The following is a 24,471-nucleotide window of genomic DNA, read 5'->3' as shown; positions in this document are numbered from 1 at the left end:
TCATGGTGCCGCCGTTACGCGGTGGCGAACTCGCACTTGTCCCGCCCGCTGCGCTTGGCATCCAGCAATGCGGCGTCGGCGCGGCTGAGGGTCTGGGAGTAGCTTTCGCCCGGATGGTGCTCGGCGACGCCGAAGCTGGCGGTGACGGACAGGGCGTTGGTGCCCACGCGCACGGCCAGACAGCGGATGTCGTTGCGCACGCGCTCGATGATGGCGGCGGCGTCGGCCAGGCGGGTGTCGGGGAGGATCAGCAGGAATTCCTCGCCGCCCCAGCGGCCGCACAGGTCGTACTGGCGCAGGGCTGACTCCATGGCGCGGCCGATTTCCACCAGCACGCGGTCGCCCACTTCATGGCCCCAGGTGTCGTTGACCTGCTTGAAGCGGTCGACGTCGAGCATGGCCAGCACGTAGGACTCGCCGTGGCGCTGGGCGCGTTCGCTTTCTTCGCGCAGGCGCTCCATCAGCAGGCGGCGGTTGGCGATGCCGGTGAGGGTGTCGTGGGTCGAGGCTTCCTTCAGCGCTATGTTCAGGTCGCGCATCATGTCCTGATAGCGGTCGGAGATGCGCGCGACCTTTTCCAGCTGGCGCAGCTGCTTGTGGTAGCGCTCGGATAGCGTGCTGTTCTGCTGCCGGGCCATGGACTGGAAGCCGTCGGAAATCCGCGCGATGCGTTCCAGGCGCGCGAGCTGGTCGAGGGATTGCTGGTGCTTCTGGTACAGGGCCTCACGCAGGGGGTGCCCTTCGTACTGGGGGTCGGCCAGCAGCTCTTCGATCAGCAGGTCCAGCTCGCGCTCGCTAGTCATGGCTCTTACTCGTCGTAGGCTTGGATGACGAACGGGAAGGTACAGTCCTCGCGGAATTCCTCGGCCAGTTCGGCGACGCGCTCGTTGCGTCGGTCGTAGTGCCACGCCACGCGAGTACTGCGGCCCTGGCCGTGGGCTTCTTCGAGCAGGTCGAAGATGTCCATCATGGCCTTGATCGAGCTGGTGTTGAGGTACAGCAGGCGCAGGTCGAGTTCCAGCGGGCGCTGCTCCTGGGTGAGGAAGCGTTCGACCCACTCGATGACCTGGCCGAACAGCTCGAAGGAGTTCTCCGGGTAGGAGTCGCCTTGCATCGCGAGGATGCCGGCCTGCCAGTCGCCGTGGATCTGTGGGGTGGATTGGGTTCCGGTGACGTTGAGATCGCTCATGTCGGGTCTTCCTGAATTTCGCGGTTCAGATCACGGCGCGCAGGCTGAAGAAGGCGCGGCCGTCGGGTTGTTCGGTGAGGGAGGTCTTGAGCGGCGCGCTGGACTTGCGGGCGATGTCCAGCAGGCCGAGACCTGCGCCGGTGGAGGCTTCGGCGTCGCGCGGGCGGCGCAGCTGCTCCTTGTAGGCTGCCTTGAGCTGGACCTTGTCGAGCCCGGCGATGGCTTCGATGCTGCGCACCAGGCCCTGGCCGTCGGCCAGTTCCACCAGGTTGCCGGCGGAGACCACGTAGTGGCCTTCGTCATCGCGGGCAATCGCCACGGTGGCCGAGGCCTCCTGCTCGTTGTAGCCGCGCTGGGTGGCGTAGTGGCGGATGTTCTGGGTCATCTCGATGTAGACGGCGAACACGTCCATCGCTTCGCTGGGGTGCGCCTGTTCGGCCTGCAGGTAGTTGCGCAGCGCGTGGCCGATTTCCTCGATCAGGCTGCGCGAGATGGGGCCGTTGAAGCAGAGCAATATGCGTTGCCGGGTAAAGCTCTCGCGCATGGCCAACAGATCTAGCGATTCCATGGATTAACCCCTAGTCGAAGCGGAAAGAGAGAATGGTGATGTCGTCGCGCTGCGGCTGCTCACCCTGGTACTGGGCGAGGGTAGCGGCGAACACATCGGCCTGCTCGGCCAACGGTCGGCGCGCGTGGTTGCGCAGCAGGTCGGCGAAGCGGCTGTTGCCGAAGCCGAAGCCGTGCTCGCCGCCGGCCTGGTCGAGGAAGCCGTCGGTGCATAGGTAGTAGGTCCAGCCGGTTTCCATCGGGATTTCCACGTCCTGATAGTCGCCCTGGCGCTTGTCGCCGATGGCGCGGCGCGCGCCCTTGTATTCGCGCACTTCGCTGCCGTCGCTGGCGAACAGGGAAATCTTCGCCCCGGAGAAGTGCAGCTGCTTGCGCTGGTGATCGACGCGCACCAGGCCGGCATCCATGTTGGTGGCCAGCGAGTGGGTGAACTCTTCCTGGCCGAGCATGCCGCGCATCACGTGGTCGGTCTCGCGCAGGATGGCCGCCGGGTCGTGGCTCTTCACGCTGTCGATGGCGTGGTCGATGGCCGCCAGGGCGAGCATGGTCATCAGCGCGCCGGGCACGCCGTGGCCGGCGCAGTCGACCACGCCGATCAGGCTGTCCTGCGGGCCTTCGCGGTAGATGTAGAAGTCGCCGCCGACCACGTCGCGGGGTTTCCACAGGACGAAATGGTGCTCGCCCAGGGAAGCCTGCAGCTGGCGATCGGGGAGGATGGCGCGCTGGATCAGGCTGGCGTAGTCGATGGAGTCGCCGATCTTCTTCTGCGCGGCGGCCATCTCGCGGTTGGCGGCTTCGAGTGCCTGGGTGCGCTGCTGGACCTTGTCTTCCAGCTCCTCGGTGTGCCGGCGGACCTGGTCGGCCATGCTGGCGAAGGCGCTGGACAGCTCACCGATCTCGTCCGGGCGGGTGCGCGGCAGCGGGCTGTCGTACTGCCCGGCGGCGATCGCCTTGGCCGACTGCTTGAGGCCGCGCAGCGGGCGCAGCACCAGCAGGTCGACGGTGTAGGCGAAGCCGATCAGCAGGATCGCCAGCAACCCGGCGAGGGTGCCCACCAGCGGCCAGATCCAGCGGCTGTCGAGCACTTGCGCGGCGTGCAGGTCGATGGCACTGAGCACGTGCCAGCGCAGCTGCGGGATGTAGGCAGTGGCGATCAGCTGTTCCTTGCCGTCAATGGTGCCCCACATGGTTTCCACTTCGCCGGGGTTGGTCTCGGCCTGGCGCAGGGTCTGGCGCAGCGCGGTGCGCTCCTGGGCGTTGGCCAGCAGGTCGTAGACGTGGTGCTTGGCCTGGCCGCTGGAGCCGGAGGAAAAGGCGATCAGGCGGGTGTCCGGGTGCGCCTGGATGGCGCCCTCGGGGTCGACGATCATCGGTGTCACCCCGGCCTCGCGGCGCGAGATGAACTGGTCGAGGAACTCGGTGAGGTCGAGGCCGCCGCCGGCCAGGCCGACTTTCTCGTTGCCGGCGCGCACCACCATGTTGAACCAGACCTTGGTGACCTTCAGCTTGGCGTCGTAGTTGACGTTGATGTTGTAGGTCTCATCGCGGGCCAGGGTATCGAAGTACCAGCGGTCCTGCGGATCGGTGTCGCTGAGGGTGTAGCGCGGGGAATTGGAGAGCGGCGAGCTGGAGTCGTTGAAGTAGTAGTGGCGCGAGGAGTCCACCACGACGAAGTAGGAGTAGTTGTGCTGGTCCGCGCGGAAGCCTTCGGCTTCGCGGAAGAACAGTGCCCGGCGCGCGGGGTCGTTCTCGGACAGCAGCCAGTCCTGCGTCACCACGGACTCGGCCAGGCGCCGCGAGAGCGCCAGCTCGCGGATCACCGGCGCGATGATCTTCTGCTGGTTGAGCAGCGTGAAGTTTCTCGCGAAGGCGAGGCCGAAATGCGTGCGGATGTCCTCCATGGCTTTCCAGCCCAGCATGACTGCCGGTACCAGTGCCAGGAGACAGGCGATGAGCAATGCCACCACCGATTTGCCGCGCAACCCCCATCTTGCCGCCATGGCTATCTTGTTTCCCCGTGTCGCCCGCCGTGTGCCGGTCTTTTGGCGAAAGCTCAATTGTGCATTTTGTATACGGGCACAATCAAACCAAATTGATATCGAATCGCCATATTATTGGCGCCGGTCAATTGGCCTGAGTCTAGACCCTGTGTGAAAAGCCGCTCGGCGGTGCGGGATGATTCCCGCAGAACTAGACGCGGTTCCCACTTCCGCTCTGGCGCGCCTGCTGTAGGAGCGAGCCTGCTATGCGCTCCAGCGGCAGGATTTCCTTCGCCGCGCCCAGCTCCACTGCCTCCCGGGGCATGCCGTAGACCACGCAGGTGGCCTCGTCCTGGGCGACGGTGTGGCCGCCGGCCTGGCGGATTGCCTGCAAGCCACGGGCCCCATCCTTGCCCATGCCGGTGAGCAGGGCGGCGATGAGGTTGCGCCCGGCGCAGCGGGCGAGGGAGTTGAACATCACGTCCACCGCCGGCCTGTGGCCATTGACCGCAGCCTCGCGGTGCAGGCGCACGACATAGTTGGCGCCGCTGCGCTGCACTTCCATGTGGAAGTCGCCGGGGGCGAGCAGCACGTGGCCGGGGAGGATGCGGTCGCCGTCGCGGGCTTCGCGAACTGAAAGGCGCGTCTGACGGTCCAGTCTGTCAGCGTAGGACTTGGTGAAGCCCGGCGGCATGTGCAGCGTGACCACGGTGCCGGGGCAGTCCGGCGGCAGGCCCAGCAGGACTTCCTTGATCGCCTCGGTACCGCCGGTGGAGGCGCCGATGGCGAAGATCTTCTCGGTGCTCAGCAGCGGCGCGCTGCTCATTGCCGGTGCGTCGGACGATGCGACGGGACGAGCGCGGGGCAGGCGCGCGCGGGCGGCGGCCTTGAGCTTGGCGCAGATTTCCTCGGCGTAGGCCTGCATGCCTTCGGCGATGCCCAGTCGCGGCTTGGCGATGAAGTCGATGGCGCCCAGCTCCAGCGCGCGAAGGGTGGCTTCGGAGCCCTTCTCGGTGAGCGAGGAGATCATCAGCACCGGGGTCGGCCGGCCCTTCATCAGCTTGTCGAGGAAGGTCAGCCCGTCCATGCGCGGCATTTCCACGTCGAGGGTGATGACGTCCGGCGAGTGCTGCTTGATCAGGTCGCGGGCGACGAAGGCGTCGGGCGCCGCGCCCACCAGCTGCAGCTCCGGGTCGTTGTGGATGATGTCCTTGAGCAGGCTGCGAATCAGCGCCGAGTCGTCGACGATCAGGACCTTGACGGCCATCGCTCGTCCCTCCGTTCAGAACAGGTCGATGCTCCCGCCGCGCTCCCGGCGGGACAGTTGCTGGCAGTACTGCCGCTCGCGCTGCAATACCGTGTCGTTGGCCAGGGTGCGCAGCTTGCGCACCAGCACCCGGCCTGTGCCGGGGAAGAAATAGACCTTGCGCGGGTGCACGTCGAGCAGATCCTGGGCGGCCAGCGGGATGCCCTCGTCCTCCAGATACTGCAGGACGAACTCGACGTTGCGCTGGCCGACGTCGGCGCTAAGGTTCTTCAGCACCGAGCCGCCGCCGAATACCTTGGCCTCGAAGTGCCGGCGCTGGGCGCCGCGACGCATCAGGCCGTTGATCAGCAGGTCCATGGCGTGCACGCCGTAGCGCCCGGAATTGGACAGCAGGCCCTGCACGCCGGTGTCGCCGGGCAGCATGAAGTGGTTCATGCCGCCCAGCCCGCTGCTGCGGTCGCGCAGGCAGACCGAGACGCAGGAGCCGAGCACCGTGACCAGCATCAGCGGTTCGGCGGTGACGTAGCACTCGCCGGGCAGCAGCTTCACCGCCTCCATGCCGAAGCGCGGGTCGTAGTAGCGGTTGGGTTGGTCCAGGGCAGCGCCCATCACTGGCTCCCCACCGCCTGGTAGGTGGTGCGTCCCACCGAGCGCACCAGGTGGCTGGCGTGGACGAAGTTTTCCGAGTGCCCGGCGAAGAACAGCCCGCCGGGCCGCAGCAGGCGCACCATGCGTTCGAGCAGGCGGGTCTGGGTCGGCTTGTCGAAATAGATCATCACGTTGCGGCAGAAGATCGCGTCCAGGCCGCCGGCAATGCCCCAGTCGCGGTCGAGCAGGTTGATCTGCCGGTAGTCGATCATCTGCCGCAGCTCGCGCACCACCCTTGCCTTGCCGGCGTTGCCGCCGGTGCCGCGGAGGAAGAAGCGCTTCTTCTGCGCCGGGCTCAGCGCCTCGAGGCGCTCCAGCGGGTAGATGCCCTGGCGCGCCTGGCCGAGCACCCCGGTGTCGATGTCCGAGGCGATCAGCTCGATGGGCGGGGCGAAGCTGCCCAGCGCGTCCACCAGGGTCATGGCCATGGAGTAGGGCTCCTCGCCGGTGCTCGAGGCGGTGGACCAGAAGCGCAGCGGCTGATGGTCCTGCAACTGCTCGGCGGCGAAGCGGCCGAGGTGGTCGAAGTGGTGTTTCTCGCGGAAGAAGGCGGTGAGGTTGGTGGTCAGCGCGTTGACGAACTGCTGCCACTCTTCCTCGTGGCTCTCCAGGTAGGCAAAGTACTCGGCGAAGCTGCCCAGGCGAAGGCTGCGCAGGCGCCGCGAGAGGCGGCTGTAGACCAGCTGCTGCTTGTTTTCCGAGAGGCTGATGCCGGCGTGCCGGTAGAGGCGCTCGCGCACCTGCTGGAAGTCCCGGCGGGTGTAGTGGAATTCGTGCTCGGGGGCGGGCAGGTTGATCGACATCGGGTTGTCTCGGTGGTGAGCAGGTTGCGTAGGGCGCATAACCCGGCACGGGTTATCCGCCGCGTTGGCGGATAACGCCTGTGGCGTTATGCGCCCTACATCATTGGGTGGTTCGGGAACCTTCTGCGCGGGGTTTTACCCTCTCCCCCGCCCTCTCCCTGAAGGGAGAGGGAGCCGTTCGGCGTTGCCGGGATCTGCGGTGCTCCGCTTGATGCCATACAGTCCCCTCTCCCTTCAGGGAGAGGGTTAGGGAGAGGGGCTTTGCATGGCTCAGAGCCCATCCCAGACCATCCCTGGTCCGCGCGCGGCGGCCGACCCTCCCATTGCTCCGGCCGCCGCCATCCCTCAGCCCCGCCCGATCAGAACTCTTCCCAGTCGTCCTCTTTACCCTTGGCGCGCACCGCCTTGGCCACGCCGCGGGCGGCGCGCGAGGTGTGCGCGGCTGGCTCGGTGCGGGTCGGGCGGGCGGAAGCCAGCGGCACTACGGTGGCGGCGATGGATTCGAGCTTGAACACCCCGACCTGCTGGTTGAGCATGCCGGCCTGCTCCTGCAGGGCCTCGGCCGAGGCGGCGGCTTCTTCCACCAGCGCGGCGTTCTGCTGGGTCATCTCGTCCATCTGCGACACGGCGCCGTTCACTTCCTCGATGCCGCTGCTCTGCTCGGCGGAAGCGGCGGCGATCTCGGCCATGATGTCGGTGACGCGCTTGATCGCCACCACGATGTCGCTCATGGTCTGGCCGGCCTGGGCGACCAGGCTGTTGCCGCTCTCGACCTTGTCCACCGAGTCGTTGATCAGCGTCTTGATCTCCTTGGCGGCGGCGGCGGAGCGCTGCGCCAGGGTGCGCACTTCACCGGCCACCACCGCGAAGCCGCGGCCCTGCTCGCCGGCGCGCGCCGCTTCCACCGCGGCGTTGAGCGCGAGGATGTTGGTCTGGAAGGCAATGCCGTCGATCACCCCGATGATGTCGGCGATCTTGCGTGCCGAGTCGTTGATGGCCGACATGGTGCCCACCACCTTCTGCACCACGCTGCCGCCTTCGGTGGCGACTTCGGATGCGTTCACCGCCAGCGAGTTGGCTTGGCGGGCGTTCTCGGCGTTGAGCTTCACGGTGCTGGTCAGCTCTTCCATGCTCGATGCGGTTTCTTCCAGGCTGGAGGCCTGCTGCTCGGTGCGGGTGGAGAGTTCGGCGTTGCCGCTGGCGATCTCGCTGGCGGCGGTGTGGATGGTGTCGGCCGCTTCGCGAATCTGCCCGAGCATGCGCGACAGGCTCTGTGCGGTTTCGTTGGCGTAGTCCTTGAGCTCGCCGAAGGTTCCCTGGTAGTCGGCGTCGATGCGCTGGGTCAGGTCGCCCTGGGCCAGTGCGCCGAGTACGCGGGTGACGTCGCGCAGGCCCTTGTCGGCGGTGTCCACCAGGTTGTTCAGGCCGGTGGCGATCTTCAGGAAGAAGCCTTCCTTGTTCGAGGCCTCGATGCGCTTGGTGAAGTCACCGGCGACGGCGGCGTCCACCAGTTGCGAGACTTCCTGCTCGGCGCGGAATTCTTCGGTGCGGTCGGTCCACTGCACGGCCGAACCCAGGCGCTCGCCGGCATCGTTGAATACCGGCACCACGTCCAGGGCGAAGCGCCGGCCGCCGAGGTTCAGTTCGGCCTTATGCCGCGCGGTGAGGTGCGCGAGCATGCCGCGCTGGTGCGCCGGGTTCTTGTGGAACATGTCGATGTTGGCGCCCATCAGGCGACCGGCGTTGAAGTTCGGCAACTGCTTGCGGATGTCGGCCTCGGCGTTGCCGAGCATCTCGGTCACCGTGCGGTTCATGTAGATGATCTCGAGGTCGTTGTTGGCGATCATCACGTTGGCCGAGACGTTATCCAGCGCGCTCTTGATCCGCGCGTTGTACTCGGCGGCATCGGCGTTGGCCTTGAGGCTGTCGCGCACACCGTCGATGGCCTCGGTGATGATGGCCTTCTTGCCCGGCAGGCGGTCCATGTCCACCGAGTAGTCGCCCTTGCCGTAGGCGGTGACGGTGGCGACGACGCGCATTTTCACCGCGATGTGCGCAGCGACCAGGTCATTGATGCCCTTGGCGATGCGTGCCGGGCGGCCGGCGAACTTGTCCACCGGGATCACTTCGTCGATCCAGCCCAGTTCGTGCTGGCGGGTCATTTCCACCAGGCCGGCTTCCAGGGCTTCCACCTGGGCCTGCTCGGCGCGCTGCTCGCGCAGGTTGCGCTGGATGCTGCGCAGCCCGTCGTAGAGGCGCTCGTAACCGGCGGCCGGGGCTTCGCCGATGGCGACGTCGAGGTTGCCGTCCACCAGGCTGTGGAGGAGGGCGGTGATGCGGTCGGCGCGTTGCTGCGCCACGGCGTGTGCGTTGAACAGACCCATGTTGATTATCCTCGGTCGCAATCAGGCGGCGGTTTCGTCGACCAGCGCCATTTCACGGCTGGTCATGAGTTTTTCGATGTCCACCAGGATGAGCATCCGCTCACCGGCGGTGGCCAGGCCCAGCAGGTACTCGGTGTCGAAGCTGGCGGCGAATTCGGGGCGCGGCTTGATCTCCTCGCCGGCCAGGGCAATCACGTCGGAGACCGAGTCCACCACCGCGCCGACGATGCGCCGGCCGACGTTGAGGATGATCACCACGGTGAACTGGTCGTAGCTGATGTCGGCCAGATTGAACTTGATACGCAGGTCGACGATGGGAACGATCGCCCCGCGCAGGTTGATCACGCCCTTTATGAAGGCGGGGGCGTTGGCGATCGCCGTGACCTGGTCGTAGCCACGGATCTCCTGCACGCGCAGGATGTCGATGGCGTATTCCTCGCGGCCCAGGGTGAAGGTCAGGTACTCCTGCACCGGGCTGCTCGCCGCGTGGGCTTCAGCTGCGCTCATGGGTGGATTCTCCTTGTGCTGCCAGACGCGGCAGGGCATCGACATCGAGGATCAGGGCGACGCTGCCGTCTCCCATGATGGTGGCGCCGGCGATCCCATTGATCCGGCGGAAATTCTGTTCCAGGCTCTTGATCACCACCTGCTGCTGGCCGACCAGCTCGTCCACCTGCAGGGCGAAGCTCTTGCCTTCGGATTCGAGGATCACCACGATCCCCTGCTCCGGCGGCACCGGCGCGGCGCCGATGCGCAGCAGCTGGTTGAGGGAGAACAGCGGCAGGTATTCGCCGCGCACGCGGATCACCGTCGATTCCTCGCCGGCCAGCCCGCGCACGTCGTCGGCGCGGGCCTGCAGCGATTCGACGATGTAGGTCAGCGGCACCACGTAGTTGACCTTCTCCACGGCGACGATCAGGCCGTCGAGGATGGCCAGGGTCAGCGGCAGACGGATGCTCATGCGCGTGCCCATGCCGGGTGCGGAATCGATGTCGATCCGTCCGCCCATGGCCTGGATGTTGCGCCGCACCACGTCCATGCCCACGCCGCGGCCGGAGAGCTCGGTGACCGCCTCGGCGGTGGAGAAGCCGGGCATGAAGATCAGCTGCCAGACTTCTGAGTCGGTCATTGCGTCGTGCACCGGCAGGCCCTTTTCGCGGGCCTTGGCGAGGATGCGTTCGCGGGATAGACCACGGCCGTCATCGGAGATCTCCACCACCATGCTGCCGCCCTGATGGCTGGCGGCGAGCTTCACCGAGCCCTGGGCCGGCTTGCCGGCGGCCAGGCGTTCGGCGGGCGTCTCGATGCCGTGGTCGATGCTGTTGCGGACGATGTGGGTGAGCGGGTCGCTGAGCTTCTCGATGACGCTCTTGTCCAGCTCGGTGTGTTCGCCCTGGAGGATCAGTTCGACCTGCTTGCCCAGGCGCGCGGAGGTGTCGTGCACCAGGCGCGGGAAGCGGCTGAAGATGAAGCTGATCGGCAGCATGCGGATCGACATCACCGATTCCTGCAGGTCGCGGGTGTTGTGTTCCAGCTGCGCCAGAGCCTGCTGCAGACGTTCGAAGTGGGTGGGATCGAGGTCTTCGCTGAGCTGGCTGAGCATGGCCTGGGTGATCACCAGCTCGCCCACCAGGTTGATCAGGCTGTCGATCTTTTCGACGCTGACGCGGATGGAACTGGATTCGCTGTCGGCGCGGGCGGTCGGCTTGGCGACGGCGGCGGGTGCGGCCTTGGGTTGCTCGCTTGGCGCCGTAACCACTGCGGCGGCTGTGGGGGCGCCGGGTGCCTTGTCGAAGATACCGTAGGGCTCGACGGGTTTGACGTCCGGCGCGCCGGGGGCGTCGTCGAAGAAACCGAAGTCGTCGCTGCTGGCAACGGTTTCAGGTGCGCCGGGTGCATCGTCGAAGAAACCGAACGCGTCGTCCTCGCTGACACTGCTTTCAGCTGCCGGGACTTCGGCGAACAGGCCGCAGCCGTCATCGAGGGTGGCGGCGACAGGCTCCACCAGCCAGGCGCGCAGGCGTTCCACGGTGGCAGCCACCGGAACGTCCGGATCAGGTACCTGGCTGCGGTGCGCATCGAGCAGGCGCTGCAGGACGTCGCGGGCTTCGAGGAACACGCCGATCATGTCCACGTGCAGGGCGGTCTGCCCGCAGCGGATGCGGTCGAGCAGGGTTTCCAGCTCGTGGGTCACCGCGGTCAGGTCGTCGAAACCGAACATGCCGCTGGAGCCCTTGATCGAGTGGGCCGCGCGGAAAATGCCATTGAGCGTCTCGGCGTCCGGCTGGTCGAGGTCGAGCCCGATCAGCAGGAGTTCAAGGGTCGCCAGGTGCTCGTCGGTTTCCTCGAAGAACACCTGGAGGAACTGCTCCATTCCAGTGGCCATCGGCGATACCCCTAGGGCAGGACCTTGCGGGTGACTTCCAGCAGTTTCGGCGGGTCGAACGGCTTCACCAGCCAGCCGGTGGCGCCCGCGCTTTTGCCCTGTTGCTTCATGGCGTCGCTGGATTCGGTGGTGAGCATGAGGATCGGCGTGCCGCGGTAGCCAGCCATGTCGCGCAGGCTGCGGATCAGCGTCAGGCCGTCCATGTTCGGCATGTTCTGGTCGGTGAAGACCAGGTTGTAGGTCTTGCGCTGGGCCTTGCCCAGGCCGTCCTTGCCGTCCACGGCCTCGTCCACCTCGTAGCCGGCGGACTTGAGCGTAAAGCTCAGCATCTGCCGGATGGAGGCCGAGTCATCGACGATCAGAATCTGCTTTCCCATTGCGTTGGTTCTCCTCGGATTGCAATGCGTTTGCCTGTCGCCAGGCGCACAAGTGCTCGCGCCATCCCGGCGCGCGGAAAATGGTGTGGGGGGCTCAGCCGATCAGGGCGAGGTTGGCCAGGTATTCGAAGACGGACTGCAGCATGTCGGGGCTCCTGCGTTGCCTTCAGGTCAGAACAGTTCCACCTCGCCAGCGCTGAGGCTGGTCTGGGCGACCGGGTTGCTCAGGGGGCGGCTGAGCTCGGCGACTTCGCCGCGCAGGCGTTCGCTCCACTCGCCGGGTTCACGACCATCCAGCGCTCCCAGGCCGACGGCGAGCGCGCCAATGCGGGCGCTGTGCTTGCCGACCTGGCCGAGCAGCTGGCTGCTCATGTCCTGGAATTGCAGGGCAGTGACCGCGGCGTTGACGCCGTCGCCCACTTCCAGGGAGATGCGGTCCAGCTCCTGCACCACCTTCACGGTGTGCTGGTTCATTGCGTCGAGGTCGTCGAGCATGTGCTGGATCTTCTTGCGCGAATCCAGGGCGAAAGTCATGTCCTTGTCGGCCAGCTGGCTGATCGCGCCTTCGGCGTCCTTGATCTCGCGGTAGACCACGTCGACGTGCTCACGGATGGCCTGGGAGAAGTGCGTGGAGCGGGTCGACAGCGCGCGCACCTCGTCGGCCACCACGGCGAATCCACGGCCGCTCTCGCCGGCGCGGGCGGCCTCGATGGCGGCATTGAGGGCCAGCAGGTTGGTCTGCTTGGCGATGGCGTCCATGTCTTGGGTGGACTGCAGGATCTCGGCGATCTTGTGCGTCACGCGGTCCATGCGCTCCACCAGTTGCTGCGAGGTACGACTGGTCTCCAGAGTGGCTTCGACGAACAGCCCGAGGGTTTCCTGGGTGGCGTGGATGAAGCGCTGGAAGTCGATGTCGCCGTCCAGGTGGCCGCGCCCGTCGTAGCGCTCGATCAGCGAGTGGGACAGGCCGCGCTGAGTGTCGATGCGCTCGGCAAGGGCGTGGAAGCTGTCGGTCAGCTGGCGGATGGCCTGGTGCAGGAGGTTGTCGATCTGGTGGGTGTGGCCATTGAGCGAGGCCAGGTGGCCTTCCACGGCGTCCTGCAGCGGGCGCCAGTGCGGCAGCTCATCGGTCTGCAGGGTGGCGGCCTGGGCCTCGATGGCGGCCTTGCCGGCGCCGCCCAGCAGGCTGCACAGCACCAGGCTGGAGAGCCAGCCCACCGGCAGCATCCACCAGAACGGTACACCGACCGCGCAAAGCACGGCCACGATCGCCCACGGCAGGGTCTGGATAATGAGGCGCCGCGGCCAACCCTGGCCGTTCTCTTGAACCGCCTGGGGGTTCAACTGTGAATCGCGCATTGAAGTGCACTCCATTGCCGGGCGCCGGTAACCGGGCCAAACGGCTGCTGACAACGTCTTGAGCAGGAATTCGGCCCAGCGATTTAAAACTAGAGGGCGGCTCGGTGATGTCAAATTGACGGCATTTTCCTGCCAACCAACAGTGAGCCTTGATTTAGACGGGTTTTTGCTGGAATGACTGTTCGTCATGACTGTCCGGCGGGCGACGGGCGGTAGGGCGCAGGCCTTGTGTGACGCGGGTTGTAGCGATTTTTCGATGGCAAAACGTGCCCGCCGCAATGGCATCCGGAGCCAGTCGGCTGAGGGAGAGCGGAAGGTGGAAAGGCAGGAGCGGGTGAGGATGTCGAAGGGTGCGCTGGAACGGACTTCGTCCGCTCCAGCGCATCAAGGCTTACAGCGTGCCGAGCAGCTTGCGCGCGGCCTGGGTGTGGTCGGCGATCAGGCGCTTGAGGTCGAGGCCTTCGACTTCGCCGTCGATGACCCGCCAGGTGCCGCCGATCATGATCCGGTCGGCCTTGTCGGCGCCGCACAGCAGCAGGGCGGAAAGCGGGTCATGGCTGCCGGAGAAGCGCAGTTCGTCGAGCTTGAACAGCGCCAGGTCCGCCTGCTTGCCCACGGCCAGCTCGCCGATGTCGCTGCGGCCGATCAGCTTGGCCGAACCGCGGGTGGCCCAGCCCAGCGCGCGTTCCGGGGTGATCTGCTCGGCGCCGTAGCGCAGGCGCTGGATGTACAGGGCCTGGCGGGCTTCGAGGATCATGTTGGAGGCGTCGTTGGAGGCCGAGCCGTCCACGCCGATGCCCACCGGCGCGCCGGCCGCTTCCAGCGCCACGGTCGGGCAGATGCCCGAGGCCAGGCGCATGTTCGAGCTGGGGCAATGGCAGACCCCGGTGCCGGCTGCGCCGAGGCGGCGGATTTCCTCGTCATTGAAGTGGATGCCATGGGCCAGCCAGGTGCGCGGGCCGAGCCAGCCGACGCTGTCCAGGTAGTCCACGGTGCGTTGGCCGAAGCGCTGCAGGCAGAAGTCTTCCTCGTCGAGGGTTTCGGCGAGGTGGGTGTGCAGGCGCACGTCCTCGCGCTCGGCCAGCTCGGCGCTGGCGCGCATGATTTCCGGGGTGACCGAGAACGGCGAGCAGGGCGCCAGGGCGATCTGCACCTGCGCGCCTTCGCCGCGCTGGTGGTATTCGCGGATCAGGCGCTGGCTGTCCTCGAGGATGTCCTCGGCGCTCTGCACGGTCTGTTGTGGCGGCAGGCCGCCGTCGGCCTCGCCCAGGCTCATCGAGCCACGGGTGAGCATGGCGCGCATGCCCAGTTCCTGGACCACGCCAGCCTGCACGTCGATGGCCTGCTCGAGGCCGTCGGGGAACAGGTAGTGGTGGTCGGCGGCGGTGGTGCAGCCCGACAGCAGCAGTTCGGCCAGCGCCACCTTGGTGGCCACGCCGAGCTGCTCGGGGGTCAGGCGCGCCCACACCGGGTAGAGGGTCTTCAACCAGGGGAACAGCGGCTGGTTCACTACCGGCGCCCAGGCGCGGGTGAGGGTCTGGTAGAAGTGGTGGTGGGTGTTGATCAGGCCGGGCGTCAGCACGTGCTGGCTGGCGTCGAAGGTTTGTTGGCAGGGAGCCGAGGGCTGCTGGCCGGCGGCGACCAGTTCGACGATGCGGCCGTCCTGGACGACGATGCCGCCACGGGCGTCGAGGTCATTGGCGGTGAAGATGGCCAGCGGGTTGCGCAGCCAGAGACGCGGGGAAGACATGGGTGAGTTCTCCAAACGGACGGAGCCGTTCGTATCGAGCCGGCTCCATGGGGTCATGGGAAGCCAGCTCAGTGTTCACCCTGTCTGCTGATCCAGGTCCGTTGACCCGAGAGTCAGACGTGGGCGCATGGTAACGCCCACGGGGCTGGCCGTCACCAGTCGATCGTCGTTCCCTGGTAGTCCAGGTAGAACTGCCCGCCCTGGCCGGCGTGGCCTTCGACTTGATCGGCGAGGCCCTTCACGCTGGTCTGCACGTCCAGCGGCGCGGACTCGCCGCCCATATCGGTGCGCACCCAGCCCGGATGCAGGTTGAGCACGGTGATACCGGTTTCGCCCAGTTCGGCGACGAAACTGCGGGTCAGCGAGTTGAGCGCCGCCTTGCTCGCGCGGTACAGCGCCATGCCGCCCGATTCGTTGCCGGCGACGCTGCCCAGCTCGGACGTCATGAAGGCCAGTACGCCGTTGTCGGCATTCAGTCGCGGCAGCAGGCGTTCGGCCAGGCGCAGCGGGGCGATGGCGTTGACCATGAACAACTGGCCAACATCGGCGAGGCTGGCGTCGATGCTCGACTGGTGCGGCGGGCCGTAGATGCCGGCGTTGATGTAGATGAGGTCGAAGCGCGAGCCGGCCAGGGCTTCGGCAAGGCGGTCCTGGGAGTGGATGTCGTCCAGCAGCAGGGCTTCCACCCGCACGGGCAGGTTCGCCAGTTCGCCAGGATGGACAACATCGCGCACGGTGGCGGTGACGTCCCAGCCACGCTCCAGCAGCTCGCGCACCAGGCCCAGGCCGAGGCCGCGCGAGGCGCCGATGATCAGGGCGGATTTGGCAGTGCTCATGGCGTTCTCCGGTGCCGTTGAAATGTCCTCAGCATACCCGCTCAGTTCTCCGCGCGCAGGCGGTCCAGACGCAAGCGGTCGCGCTCGTCGGTGAGCCGCCAGGCCGACAGCCAGACCGCGCCGAGAGCCGTGGCGAATCCAGCGGCGGCCAGCAGCAACATCAGCAGGATCTGGTAGCGCGCGGCGTCCAGCGGGTCCATGCCGGCGAGTATCTGCCCGGTCATGATCCCCGGCAGGGTGATGATTCCGGCGGCAGCCATCTGGTTCAGCGTCGGGATCATCCCGGTGTACAGCGCGCGGCGCAGCTCGCGCGCCTGCAGTGGGTCAAGGGGAATCTGTGGGAGGTTTATGGACGGGCTTCGGCGAAAAGGATGCCGGCGAGCATAACCGAGGGCGTGCAGCCGTATGCGGTCACACGCCCATCCACTGCTGCCAGTGCCCGAAACGACAAGGCCCGGCATGAGCCGGGCCTTGTGGATAAAAAGCCCCGGAGAGTGTGCGCCGGGGCCTGGGCAAAGAGCCCAATCAGTCGGTGGTGATCTTCGAGTGCTTCTGGGTGTCCTTCATGGTCACGTAGACCAGCAGCGAGCAGGCGATGCACGCGGTGACGTACCAGTAGAAGCCGCTCTCCATGCCGATGCTCTTGAACCACAGCGCCACGTACTCGGCGGTGCCGCCGAAAATGGATACGGTCAGCGCGTACGGCAGGCCCACGCCCAGGGCGCGGATTTCGGTGGGGAACAGCTCGGCCTTCACCACGGCGTTGATCGAGGTGTAGCCGCTGACGATGACCAGCGCGGCCATGATCAGGAAGAACGCGCCCCACCAGGTATCGATGGTGTGCAGGGTGCTGAGGATCGGGTAGGTGAAGATGGTGCCCAGTACGCCGAAGGCGATCAGGATCGGGCGACGGCCGATCTTGTCCGACAGCGCGCCGACGATGGGCTGCAGCAGCATGAACAGGAACAGGGTGGCCGCCGAGATCATGGTGGAGTCGTTCTTGCTCATCCCCACCGTGTTCACCAGGTACTTCTGCATGTAGGTGGTGTAGGTGTAGAAGGCCAGGGTCCCGCCCATGGTCAGGCCGACCACGGTCAGGACTTCCTTGGGATGGCGCATCAGCGAGCGCATCAGGCTTTCCTTGGGCTCTTCCTTCTTGGTGGTGAAGGACTCGGTCTCTTCCATGCCGCGACGCAGGAACATGGCGACGACCGCGCACAGCGCGCCGATGAAGAACGGCACACGCCAGCCCCAGCTTTCCAGTTGCTCGGTGGTCAGGGTCTGCTGCAGCACGATCAGAACTGCCAGGGCGATGAGCTGGCCGGAGATCAGGGTCACGTACTGGAAGCTGGAGAAGAAGCCGCGCTGCTCCTTGTTGGCCATCTCGCTCAGGTAGGTAGCGGAGGTGCCATATTCGCCGCCGACCGACAGGCCCTGCAGCAGGCGCGCGAGCACCAGCAGGATGGGGGCGCCGACGCCGATGGTTTCATAGCTGGGGGTCAGGGCGATGATCAGCGAGCCGAAGCACATCAGCAGGACCGAGGCCAGCAGCGCCGCCTTGCGGCCCTTGCGGTCGGCGTAGATACCCATCAGCCAGCCGCCGATCGGGCGCATCAGGAAGCCCACGGCGAAGATCGCGGCAGTGTTCAGCAGCTGGGCGGTCATGTCGCCCTGGGGGAAGAACGCTTTGGCGAAGTACAGCGAGAAGGCGGCGTAGACGTACCAGTCGTACCACTCGACCAGGTTGCCCACCGAACCACTGAAGATCGACTTGATGCGCTGGGAAGTCGTGCGGGGTGCGGCAGAAGCGGAGACGGCGCTTGCGCTATCCATGGGTATTCCTCTTGTCGTTGTTGTCGTCAGGTGCGCGGACTGCGGAACGGCACACCGGCGCGCCGCGAGGGCGGCGCAGTGTCGAGGGCGATAGCAGGCAGCGTGCCAAGGCGCGAAAGTCGCGTGGTACAAGGGTTTCAGCGGTTTTCAAGGGATGTCGGCAGGCGAAGCGGCGCCTATCGCGGCGGGCGCTGAGCGGAAATCCGCCGACGCACAAGAGGTGCCGTGGCGTGGGCTCGGTGCGCAATTCAGCCAATCGCGGACGGAGTCGGTATCCGCCGGCACGGTCTACCGCTGGCGGAACAGATCCCCCGGCGTGAAGCCGAACAGCCCCTTGAACGACGCGATATACGCCGAGGTCGAGTCATACCCGCAATCCAGCGCCGCCGCTGTCACGCTGTCGCCCGCCTCGAGCGAGCCGAGGGAGGCAAGCAGTCGCTGGCGCTGGCGCCACAGGCGGAAGGTCATCCCGGTCTCACGCTGGAACAGCCGCGACAGGGTCTTCTCCGAGGTGCCGATGCGCTGCGCCCAGTCGCCCAGGGTGTGGCTGTCGGTGGGGTGGTCGATCAGTGTCTGGCACAACTGCAGCAGCCGGCCCTCCTGTGGCATCGGCAGGGAGAAGGCGACTTCCGGCAGGTCGCGCAACTGGTCCAGCAGCACTTCCACCAGCCGCGATTCGGCGCTGTCGCCCTGTGGATAATCCACCGGCAGCTCGCAGAAGCTCTTGATCAGCTCGCGCGCCAGCGGCGTCACCTCCAGTACCCGGCAGCGGTCCGGCGCCCACCGGCAGGCGTCGTCGCGGATGTACAGGCTGCGCATTTCCGCCTGGGTCGAGGTCACCACTTCATGGTCGAGAAAGGCCGGAATCCAGATCGCCCGCTGTGGCGGCGCGAAGAAACTGCCTTCGGCCGTATGCACACCCAGCACCCCGGTGATGGCGTAGGACAACTGCACCCAGGCGTGATGGTGCCTGCTGGTCCAGGAACCCGCGCGCAAACGCTCGGCGCGCGCATAGACCGGCCGCGGCAGGCGGTCGAGCACCGGGATCAGGCGTTGCAGTTCGGGAGCTTGTCCTTTCATCGGCATAGCGTTGGAAAATATCGCTGGAAAATCGAAGTCTGGCAGGCCGCCCCGTCCATCTCAAGCCGGATCAGAGCCGTTGCCGACGTGAACGGCGGCGTTCGAGCCCTGAAGGAAGCATCCGACAGCTCGACCGCCGGGCGGTCCGAGACACTCTGACAGGTGTGGTGAAGGCCCGTGTCTGGCATTATCCGCGCCCGGAAAAACGCGTGGTGTGTTCCGACGGCTGTTGTGTAGATTTCCCACAAGGTGGTTGTATACACAATTTGTGTTGATTCGTTTCAACACAGCTTTGTCATGTATCCAATCCTCTGGCCGGAGATCGCTATTGCAGTGCCTCCTGGTGGGGCTGATGCCCTCCAAACAGGCGAAGTTGTCCTGTGAGTCAGGAAATGGCCCGTCCCGTGCACCTGCGTCTTCCCTGCCAAAGGAGCGGACCTGAAGGGGTTCGTCATAAAAGTGGAACATCTGGTCAGGATTGGCGCCAATCTTGCTTTCCTCGCCAGGCCTGACCGACCGGACAGGTTCCACCGACAATTAAAAACGCAACACGACTGCACTGATTAGGAGCAACGCATGACTCGCACTCTCGCATCCCTGCTGCTCGCCGGCGGGCTGCTCGCGGCCGGGCAGGCCATGGCTGGCGGTGAAGACCTGACCCCGGCGCCGGCTTCCAACGACGGCCCGCTGATCTGGCACAACGAAAGCCTGACCTACCTGTGGGGCAAGAACTTCAAGGTAGACCCGCCGATCCAGCAGACCTTCACCTTCGAGAGCGCGAGCGCCTGGACCTGGGGCGACATCTGGTTCTTCGTCGACCAGATCAACTACAACGGCAAGGAAAGCGCCACCAACGGCAAGAACACCTACTACGGTGAGTTCAGCCCGCGCCTGTCGTTTGGCAAGATCACCGGCACCGACCTGTCCTTCGGCCCGGTCAAGGACGTGCTGCTGGCGACCACCTACGAGTTCGGCGAAGGCGACGTCGAGTCCTACCTGGTCGGTCCGGGCTTCGACCTGGCGCTGCCGGGCTTCGACTACTTCCAGCTGAACTTCTACTACCGCAAGCCTGATGGCAACCGCGTGCCGTCCGGCGCCTGGCAGATCACCCCGGCCTGGGCCATGACCTTCCCGGTGGGCAACTCCGACATCCTGTTCGACGGCTTCATGGACTGGGTCGTGAACAACAAGGACGCCAGCTCCAGCCACCGCAACCAGTCGGACTACCACGCCAACCTCCACTTCAACCCGCAGCTGAAGTACGACCTGGGCAAGTCCCTGGGCTACGAAGCCAAGCACCTGTACGTGGGTATCGAGTACGACTACTGGTCCGACAAGTACGGCATCAAGGATTCGCAGTACTTCACCACCGACCAGAACACCGTCAGCGCGCTGGTCAAGTACCACTTCTGATGTTCCCCTCCGACCCCGCCGCTTGGCGGGGTCGGTCTTTTCAGGCTTCTTACGGAAGTTTCGTGAGCCTGCAGCAACATCCTCGAATCTTTCGGAAATTGCCGACAGGCCATCCGGCTCACGGCCCATTGGTCGAGTTCGCGCCAACCTCTAGCTTTGCATCTCTTTTGCTTCACCTTAGGAGATGTGAGCCATGAAGAAACTGTTGATCGCGGCCATCGCCGCGAGCCTGGGCGCCCCTGTGCTGGCGGCGCCCCTCGGGCACCCCAGTATTCCGCCGACCGAAGTCCATGATGAAACCCATGCGGGTGGCTTCTACCAGGACGTCATCACCCGTTCCCGGCCGGCGCCCGTGAAAGAGGAGCCGAAAGAGGAACAGAAGGCCGTGGTCGCCGCCAACGATTGCGCGCCGCTGTGGGGCGGCGCTACGAAGGAGCAGAAGGATCAGGCGCAAGCCGCGAACGGAGCCGAGCAGGGTGACAAGGACCGCGCCGGCGCGATCATTCCGCTGCCGCCGACCTGCTCTGGCATGGGCCTGGCCACGCCGCTGTACGGCCAGTTGACCGTCGGTGAAGCCGTCGGCATCGGCGCCGCCGTTGTGGCCATTGGCGCTGCCATCGGCAACCACGGTGGTGGCGGCGGCCACCACAGCTCCGGCACCACCGGCACCACCAAGTGATGCCAGGCCCCCGGCTCTTTCCCGGGGGCTGCAGTGACCCGGGCGGGAGCCGGATCGCCTGGCGATCCCGGTTCCTGCCCTTTTTCACGCCTTGCGCTTGAATCCCGCCACCCGCCTGGGTTATCCATGCAGCGCCCCCGCTCAATGCACGGACATCCCGCATGACCCTCCAGGTACCCGCCCATACCGCGCCCAACGGCGAAAAGCCCGCCGGCCGCATTCGCCAGAAGAACGAGGAAGCCATCCTCGCCGCCGCCGAGGAGGAGTTCGCCCGCCACGGCTTCAAGGGCACCAGCATGAACACCATCGCCCAGCGCGTCGGCCTGCCCAAGGCCAACCTGCATTACTACTTCAGCAACAAGCTGGGGCTGTACGTGGCGGTGCTGAGCAACATCCTCGAACTGTGGGACAGCACCTTCAACCACCTCACCGTGGACGATGACCCGGCCGTCGCGTTGGCCACCTACATCCGCGCCAAGATGGAATTCTCCCGCCGTTACCCGCAGGCCTCGCGGGTATTCGCCATGGAGATCATCAGCGGCGGCGAATGCCTCTCCGAGCACTTCAGCCAGGACTACCGTACCTGGTTTGCCGGCCGTGCCGCGGTGTTCCAGGCCTGGATCGATGCCGGCAAGATGGACGCCGTGGACCCGGTGAACCTGATCTTCCTGATCTGGAGCAGCACCCAGCACTACGCGGACTTCGCCACCCAGATCGGCTTCGTCACCGGCCGCAAGCGCCTGTCCAGGCAGGACTTCAGTGATGCCAGCGACAACCTCATCCGTATCATCCTCAAGGGTTGCGGGCTGACGCCGCCGGCCTCGGCATGAGTTTCACCCTCGCCGGCCCCGCGGTTTACGAGGAAGACATCCGCAAGAGCCGCTTCCACTGCGTCGCCGCCCCCATTGCCAGTGAGGCCGAGGCCCAGGCGTTCCTTGCCGCCCATCGCGACCCCAGCGCCGGGCACAACTGCTGGGCCTGGAAGCTGGGCAACCAGTACCGCTTCAGCGACGACGGCGAGCCCGGTGGCACCGCCGGCCGGCCCATGCTGGTCGCCATCGAAGGTCAGGACATGGACCGCGTGGTGGTCTTGGTCAGCCGCTGGTTCGGTGGCATCAAGCTCGGCACCGGCGGCCTGGCCCGCGCCTACGGTGGCTGCGCGGCGAAATGCCTGCAGGACGCCGAGCGGATCGAACTGGTGCCCAGCAGCCGGCTGGCATTCGACTGCAGCTTCGCCGAGCACGCGCTGTTCAAGGCGCGGGTGCTGGCGCTCGGGGCCAGCGTCGAAGACGAAGCCTTTGGCACGGAAGGCGTGCGCATGACGCTGAACCTGCCGACCACCCAGGTCGAGCCGCTGCAGAAGTTGCTGGGCGACCTCAGCCGTGGTCGCGTGCAGGCGCAGTTGCTGGACGCCTGATTCTTCTCCCCAAACACCGTGGAACCACCTGTGGATAACCTGTGGCAGGACCTCTGCTGCCCACGAACTCCGCAGCCTTCAGCGCTTCGCTTGTTTTTTGATCAATTGCTCTCGGGCCTGTTGAGCAAAATATGAACAAGCTGTGGAAAAGGTGTGGGTGAAATACCCCCTGAATGTCGTCAGACGCCACTTCTGACCACTCGGTGAATTATTCATTGGATTGATGCAGGGCTTGCAGGGCCTGGGCTCGGGCTTTTTGACGGATTCGCGGGCGGCGTCCGGAGGGTTGGGGGCAAGTCTCTGGACAATCTGTGGGCAACTTGTGGGCAAGGTGTCTCGCCGGCGAGACACTTCGTGCGCTCAGCGGTCGTCATCACCCGCCGGCCGTAGCGAAAAGCCTGCCGCTTCGCCTGGAAAATCTGTGGATAACGCTGGGGAAAAGGCGCCGGCGCAAGGCCGGCGCCAAGGCTTCTCAAAGGCGGAATTGCGCCATCTGCCGCGCCAGGTCATCGGCCAGGTTGCGCAGCTCGCGGCATTGCTCGCGGCCGTGCTGAACTTCGCGGGTGGTGGCGTGGGCGAGGTCGGCGATGCCCTGCACGTTGCGGTTGATCTCCTCGGTCACCGCCGACTGTTCCTCGGTGGCCGTGGCGACCTGGTGGTTGATGTCGCTGATGCGCTCCACCTGGTCGGCGATGGCGCCCAGCGAGGCGCCGGCCTGTTCGCTGGCGGCCAGGCTCTGCCCGGTGGTCTGCTGGCTGGACTGCATCGAGCGGACCGCGGCCTCCGCGCCGCCCTTCAGGCGCTGGATGATCGTGAGGATTTCATCGGTCGAGCCCTGGGTGCGGCTGGCCAGCGTGCGTACCTCATCGGCCACCACGGCGAAGCCACGGCCCAGTTCGCCGGCGCGCGCCGCCTCGATGGCGGCGTTGAGGGCGAGCAGGTTAGTCTGCTCGGAAACGCCACGGATCACCGCCAGCACCTGGTCGATGCTCGCCACCTGGCCGGCCAGTTCGCCCACGGCACCGGCCGCTTCGCCGATCTCCCCGGACATGCGCTGGCCGACCTGCAGTGAGCCGCCGACTACGCGCCGTGCTTCGCCGGCTTCCTCACGCGCCTGCTGCGAGGCGCTGGCGGCCTGCTCGGCGTTACGGGCGATTTCCTGCACGGTGCTGCCCATTTCGTTCACCGCCGTGGCGACCATGTCGGTCATTTCCTGTTGGCGACCGGCGCGGTCGGCGGTGTTGTCCACCACTTGCGCCACTTCACCAACGGTGTGCCGCAGTTGCTGGCTGGTGCCGAGCACGGCGCCGATCAGCGCGCGTTGGCCCTCGAGGAAACGATTGAAGCCACGGGCCAGGTCGCCCAGTTCATCCGCACGGCTGTCGTCCAGGCGGCGGGTGAGATCACCACCGCCACCGCCGATCTCCAGCAACGCACGGGTGACCTGGCGGATCGGTCGGGCCAGGCTGCGCGCCATCAGCACCACCAGCGCCAGGCAGAGCAGGGCCACCACGGCGCCGGCGAGGCCGGAGAAGGCCAGCGCCTCGCGGGCGTCGGCGTAGATCTCCGCTTCCGGCACTTCGCTCACCAGGGTCCAGCCCAGGTCATGTAGCGGTAGGCTGGCGGCCAGGTAGTCCTCGCCGTCGCGCTCGAAGCGGGCGCTGTGGAAGCCCTGCTGGCCGAGCAGCGCGCTTGCGGCGCTGGCGCCGATCAGGTCGCCGAGGCTGCGCTCCTTGGGCAGCGAGGCGTCGGGATGGATCTGCACCTGGCCGTCGTTCTTCACCAGGTACACGCGCCCTGACCGGCCGAAGCGGAAATCGCGGATCAGCGTCGACAGCTCGCGCATCTCCAGGCCCAGCCCGGCGATGCCCAGCAGCTTGCCGTCGCGTTCCACGCGCTGGTCGATGAACAGCGCCAGTTCGCCGGTGCTGCCATCGGTGTCGATGTTCCACATGCGCGGCTTGCCGCTGTCGATGAACTGGAAGTACCAGCTGTCCTTCGGCTCGCTGCGGCTCAGCGTGCGCTCCTTGCCCTTGTCGCTGTAGTAGGCGCCGCTGGCGTTGGAGGTGATCAGCGCCGAGAAGGCCTTCTGGGAGGCGCGGATGCCGCCCAGGTAGCGGGTGAATTCGGCCAGCTTCTCCGGGCTTTCGCCGGCGGCCAGCCAGTCCTGCACCAGGGTGTTGTCGGCGATGCCGGCCGCTGCGGTGATGGGGCCGGTGAGACGTTTCTCGAAGTCGTTGGCGATGGCCTGGATGCTCGCCGGCAGCGCCTGTTCGAGCAGGTAACGCTCGCTCAGGCGATTGACCAGCACGGCATACAGGCCGAGGACGATGAGCAGGCTGATGAGCAGGGCGGCGCCCATGCTGAGGATGAGCTGGGTCTGGATACTTCGCAGGCGCATGTTCTTGTTTTCCTCCGAACGCACAACGAAACACCCGCCAGTGGCGGGCGAAGAGACGGGGTCGTTGAATGTATCGGCGGAGCCGGGAAAAACTGTTGTCCCG

Annotated in this window: 22 protein-coding genes and 1 pseudogene; 4 read left to right on the top strand and 19 right to left on the bottom strand. The window is 66.1% G+C overall.

Features of this window, described 5'->3' with window-relative positions; all coding sequences use genetic code 11:
* Positions 1-14: 14 nt before the first annotated feature.
* From siaD to IB256_RS16530, 17 genes are all read right to left on the bottom strand, one after another.
* Positions 15-803: a biofilm regulation diguanylate cyclase SiaD gene (siaD, locus tag IB256_RS16610; RefSeq protein WP_045213489.1), complete on the bottom strand. Its 789-nt coding sequence runs from the start codon at positions 801-803 to the stop codon at positions 15-17.
* A gap of 5 nt (positions 804-808) precedes the next feature.
* On the bottom strand, positions 809-1,189 hold the full coding sequence (gene siaC / locus IB256_RS16605; protein ID WP_081518864.1) for a biofilm regulation phosphoprotein SiaC: 381 nt from the start codon (positions 1,187-1,189) through the stop codon (positions 809-811).
* A 25-nt stretch (positions 1,190-1,214) separates the two neighbouring features.
* A complete protein-coding gene (siaB, locus tag IB256_RS16600) occupies positions 1,215-1,757 on the bottom strand; it encodes a biofilm regulation protein kinase SiaB (RefSeq protein WP_081518863.1) in 543 nt (180 codons plus the stop codon).
* Positions 1,758-1,767: 10 nt separating this feature from the next.
* The gene (siaA, locus tag IB256_RS16595; RefSeq protein ID WP_192294216.1) at positions 1,768-3,756 is read right to left on the bottom strand and encodes a biofilm regulation protein phosphatase SiaA; all 1,989 of its coding nucleotides are present in this window, start codon (positions 3,754-3,756) and stop codon (positions 1,768-1,770) included.
* A gap of 190 nt (positions 3,757-3,946) precedes the next feature.
* The gene (locus IB256_RS16590; protein WP_192294214.1) at positions 3,947-5,002 is read right to left on the bottom strand and encodes a protein-glutamate methylesterase/protein-glutamine glutaminase; all 1,056 of its coding nucleotides are present in this window, start codon (positions 5,000-5,002) and stop codon (positions 3,947-3,949) included.
* Between the two features lie 15 nt (positions 5,003-5,017).
* Entirely contained in the window at positions 5,018-5,611 is a 594-nt protein-coding gene (cheD, locus tag IB256_RS16585) for a chemoreceptor glutamine deamidase CheD (protein ID WP_081518860.1), read from the bottom strand.
* Positions 5,611-6,453 (bottom strand): CheR family methyltransferase, encoded by an 843-nt coding sequence (locus IB256_RS16580; RefSeq protein WP_192294213.1) that lies wholly within the window; start codon positions 6,451-6,453, stop codon positions 5,611-5,613. The genes cheD and IB256_RS16580 overlap by 1 nt, the downstream gene beginning before the upstream one ends.
* A 359-nt stretch (positions 6,454-6,812) precedes the next feature.
* Positions 6,813-8,837, bottom strand: coding sequence for a methyl-accepting chemotaxis protein (locus tag IB256_RS16575; RefSeq protein WP_192403318.1), 2,025 nt, complete (start codon positions 8,835-8,837; stop codon positions 6,813-6,815).
* A 21-nt stretch (positions 8,838-8,858) separates the two neighbouring features.
* Positions 8,859-9,344, bottom strand: a complete 486-nt coding sequence (locus tag IB256_RS16570) for a chemotaxis protein CheW (RefSeq protein ID WP_138213334.1) — start codon at positions 9,342-9,344, stop codon at positions 8,859-8,861.
* Positions 9,331-11,223 (bottom strand): chemotaxis protein CheA, encoded by a 1,893-nt coding sequence (locus tag IB256_RS16565; RefSeq protein WP_192403316.1) that lies wholly within the window; start codon positions 11,221-11,223, stop codon positions 9,331-9,333. The genes IB256_RS16570 and IB256_RS16565 overlap by 14 nt, the downstream gene beginning before the upstream one ends.
* A gap of 11 nt (positions 11,224-11,234) precedes the next feature.
* Positions 11,235-11,600, bottom strand: a complete 366-nt coding sequence (locus tag IB256_RS16560) for a response regulator (protein ID WP_045213473.1) — start codon at positions 11,598-11,600, stop codon at positions 11,235-11,237.
* Positions 11,601-11,771: 171 nt separating this feature from the next.
* Complete coding sequence (locus IB256_RS16555) at positions 11,772-12,827, bottom strand: methyl-accepting chemotaxis protein (protein ID WP_225601824.1); 1,056 nt, start codon at positions 12,825-12,827, stop codon at positions 11,772-11,774.
* A gap of 523 nt (positions 12,828-13,350) precedes the next feature.
* Positions 13,351-14,709 carry an 8-oxoguanine deaminase gene (locus IB256_RS16550; protein WP_192294205.1) on the bottom strand — a complete coding sequence of 453 codons (1,359 nt, stop codon included), beginning with the start codon at positions 14,707-14,709 and terminating at the stop codon, positions 13,351-13,353.
* Between the two features lie 152 nt (positions 14,710-14,861).
* On the bottom strand, positions 14,862-15,545 hold the full coding sequence (locus tag IB256_RS16545; RefSeq protein WP_192403314.1) for an SDR family oxidoreductase: 684 nt from the start codon (positions 15,543-15,545) through the stop codon (positions 14,862-14,864).
* A 41-nt stretch (positions 15,546-15,586) separates the two neighbouring features.
* Positions 15,587-16,006 carry an ABC transporter permease gene (locus IB256_RS30640; protein WP_225601784.1) on the bottom strand — a complete coding sequence of 140 codons (420 nt, stop codon included), beginning with the start codon at positions 16,004-16,006 and terminating at the stop codon, positions 15,587-15,589.
* Positions 16,007-16,070: 64 nt separating this feature from the next.
* Positions 16,071-17,378, bottom strand: a complete 1,308-nt coding sequence (locus IB256_RS16535) for an MFS transporter (protein WP_081518851.1) — start codon at positions 17,376-17,378, stop codon at positions 16,071-16,073.
* Positions 17,379-17,666: 288 nt separating this feature from the next.
* Entirely contained in the window at positions 17,667-18,464 is a 798-nt protein-coding gene (locus IB256_RS16530; RefSeq protein WP_139791593.1) for an AraC family transcriptional regulator, read from the bottom strand.
* A 570-nt stretch (positions 18,465-19,034) separates the two neighbouring features.
* Here IB256_RS16530 and IB256_RS16525 point away from each other — a divergent pair.
* The 4 genes from IB256_RS16525 to IB256_RS16510 all read left to right on the top strand — a co-directional run bounded on the left by IB256_RS16525 (position 19,035) and on the right by IB256_RS16510 (position 21,967).
* Entirely contained in the window at positions 19,035-19,871 is an 837-nt protein-coding gene (locus IB256_RS16525; RefSeq protein WP_192294201.1) for an outer membrane protein OmpK, read from the top strand.
* A 193-nt stretch (positions 19,872-20,064) separates the two neighbouring features.
* Positions 20,065-20,550 (top strand): hypothetical protein, encoded by a 486-nt coding sequence (locus tag IB256_RS16520; protein ID WP_192294199.1) that lies wholly within the window; start codon positions 20,065-20,067, stop codon positions 20,548-20,550.
* Positions 20,551-20,711: 161 nt separating this feature from the next.
* The gene (locus tag IB256_RS16515) at positions 20,712-21,380 is read left to right on the top strand and encodes a TetR/AcrR family transcriptional regulator (RefSeq protein ID WP_192294197.1); all 669 of its coding nucleotides are present in this window, start codon (positions 20,712-20,714) and stop codon (positions 21,378-21,380) included.
* Positions 21,377-21,967 (top strand): IMPACT family protein, encoded by a 591-nt coding sequence (locus IB256_RS16510; RefSeq protein WP_192403312.1) that lies wholly within the window; start codon positions 21,377-21,379, stop codon positions 21,965-21,967. The genes IB256_RS16515 and IB256_RS16510 overlap by 4 nt, the downstream gene beginning before the upstream one ends.
* A 472-nt stretch (positions 21,968-22,439) precedes the next feature.
* Here IB256_RS16510 and IB256_RS31005 read toward each other — a convergent pair whose 3' ends face one another.
* A complete protein-coding gene (locus tag IB256_RS31005) occupies positions 22,440-23,168 on the bottom strand; it encodes a methyl-accepting chemotaxis protein (protein WP_405307600.1) in 729 nt (242 codons plus the stop codon).
* Positions 23,169-23,306: 138 nt separating this feature from the next.
* Positions 23,307-24,329, bottom strand: a pseudogene (locus IB256_RS31000) (cache domain-containing protein); the annotation flags it as partial.
* Positions 24,330-24,471: the final 142 nt, after the last annotated feature.

Origin of the sequence: Pseudomonas sp. PDM17 (genome assembly GCF_014851985.1) — a bacterium.
Lineage (GTDB): Bacteria > Pseudomonadota > Gammaproteobacteria > Pseudomonadales > Pseudomonadaceae > Pseudomonas.
Note: the sequence above shows the minus strand (reverse complement) of the source record. Positions and strands in the feature narration are given on the sequence as shown.

What these genes read in the sequence shown, in the direction of transcription:
- IB256_RS16560 (WP_045213473.1), bottom strand. Translation starts at nt 11,600, where the DNA reads ATGGGAAAGCAGATTCTGATCGTCGATGACTCGGCCTCCATCCGGCAG.
- IB256_RS30640 (WP_225601784.1), bottom strand. Translation starts at nt 16,006, where the DNA reads ATGCCGGGCCTTGTCGTTTCGGGCACTGGCAGCAGTGGATGGGCGTGT.
- IB256_RS16515 (WP_192294197.1), top strand. Translation starts at nt 20,712, where the DNA reads ATGACCCTCCAGGTACCCGCCCATACCGCGCCCAACGGCGAAAAGCCC.
- IB256_RS31005 (WP_405307600.1), bottom strand. Translation starts at nt 23,168, where the DNA reads ATGGTCGCCACGGCGGTGAACGAAATGGGCAGCACCGTGCAGGAAATC.
- IB256_RS16580 (WP_192294213.1), bottom strand. Translation starts at nt 6,453, where the DNA reads ATGTCGATCAACCTGCCCGCCCCCGAGCACGAATTCCACTACACCCGC.
- IB256_RS16590 (WP_192294214.1), bottom strand. Translation starts at nt 5,002, where the DNA reads ATGGCCGTCAAGGTCCTGATCGTCGACGACTCGGCGCTGATTCGCAGC.
- cheD (WP_081518860.1), bottom strand. Translation starts at nt 5,611, where the DNA reads ATGGGCGCTGCCCTGGACCAACCCAACCGCTACTACGACCCGCGCTTC.
- IB256_RS16545 (WP_192403314.1), bottom strand. Translation starts at nt 15,545, where the DNA reads ATGAGCACTGCCAAATCCGCCCTGATCATCGGCGCCTCGCGCGGCCTC.
- siaC (WP_081518864.1), bottom strand. Translation starts at nt 1,189, where the DNA reads ATGAGCGATCTCAACGTCACCGGAACCCAATCCACCCCACAGATCCAC.
- IB256_RS16535 (WP_081518851.1), bottom strand. Translation starts at nt 17,378, where the DNA reads ATGGATAGCGCAAGCGCCGTCTCCGCTTCTGCCGCACCCCGCACGACT.
- siaA (WP_192294216.1), bottom strand. Translation starts at nt 3,756, where the DNA reads ATGGCGGCAAGATGGGGGTTGCGCGGCAAATCGGTGGTGGCATTGCTC.
- IB256_RS16570 (WP_138213334.1), bottom strand. Translation starts at nt 9,344, where the DNA reads ATGAGCGCAGCTGAAGCCCACGCGGCGAGCAGCCCGGTGCAGGAGTAC.
- IB256_RS16520 (WP_192294199.1), top strand. Translation starts at nt 20,065, where the DNA reads ATGAAGAAACTGTTGATCGCGGCCATCGCCGCGAGCCTGGGCGCCCCT.
- IB256_RS16530 (WP_139791593.1), bottom strand. Translation starts at nt 18,464, where the DNA reads ATGCCGATGAAAGGACAAGCTCCCGAACTGCAACGCCTGATCCCGGTG.
- IB256_RS16565 (WP_192403316.1), bottom strand. Translation starts at nt 11,223, where the DNA reads ATGGCCACTGGAATGGAGCAGTTCCTCCAGGTGTTCTTCGAGGAAACC.
- IB256_RS16525 (WP_192294201.1), top strand. Translation starts at nt 19,035, where the DNA reads ATGACTCGCACTCTCGCATCCCTGCTGCTCGCCGGCGGGCTGCTCGCG.
- siaB (WP_081518863.1), bottom strand. Translation starts at nt 1,757, where the DNA reads ATGGAATCGCTAGATCTGTTGGCCATGCGCGAGAGCTTTACCCGGCAA.
- IB256_RS16510 (WP_192403312.1), top strand. Translation starts at nt 21,377, where the DNA reads ATGAGTTTCACCCTCGCCGGCCCCGCGGTTTACGAGGAAGACATCCGC.
- IB256_RS16550 (WP_192294205.1), bottom strand. Translation starts at nt 14,709, where the DNA reads ATGTCTTCCCCGCGTCTCTGGCTGCGCAACCCGCTGGCCATCTTCACC.
- IB256_RS16575 (WP_192403318.1), bottom strand. Translation starts at nt 8,837, where the DNA reads ATGGGTCTGTTCAACGCACACGCCGTGGCGCAGCAACGCGCCGACCGC.
- IB256_RS16555 (WP_225601824.1), bottom strand. Translation starts at nt 12,827, where the DNA reads ATGCTGCCGGTGGGCTGGCTCTCCAGCCTGGTGCTGTGCAGCCTGCTG.
- siaD (WP_045213489.1), bottom strand. Translation starts at nt 803, where the DNA reads ATGACTAGCGAGCGCGAGCTGGACCTGCTGATCGAAGAGCTGCTGGCC.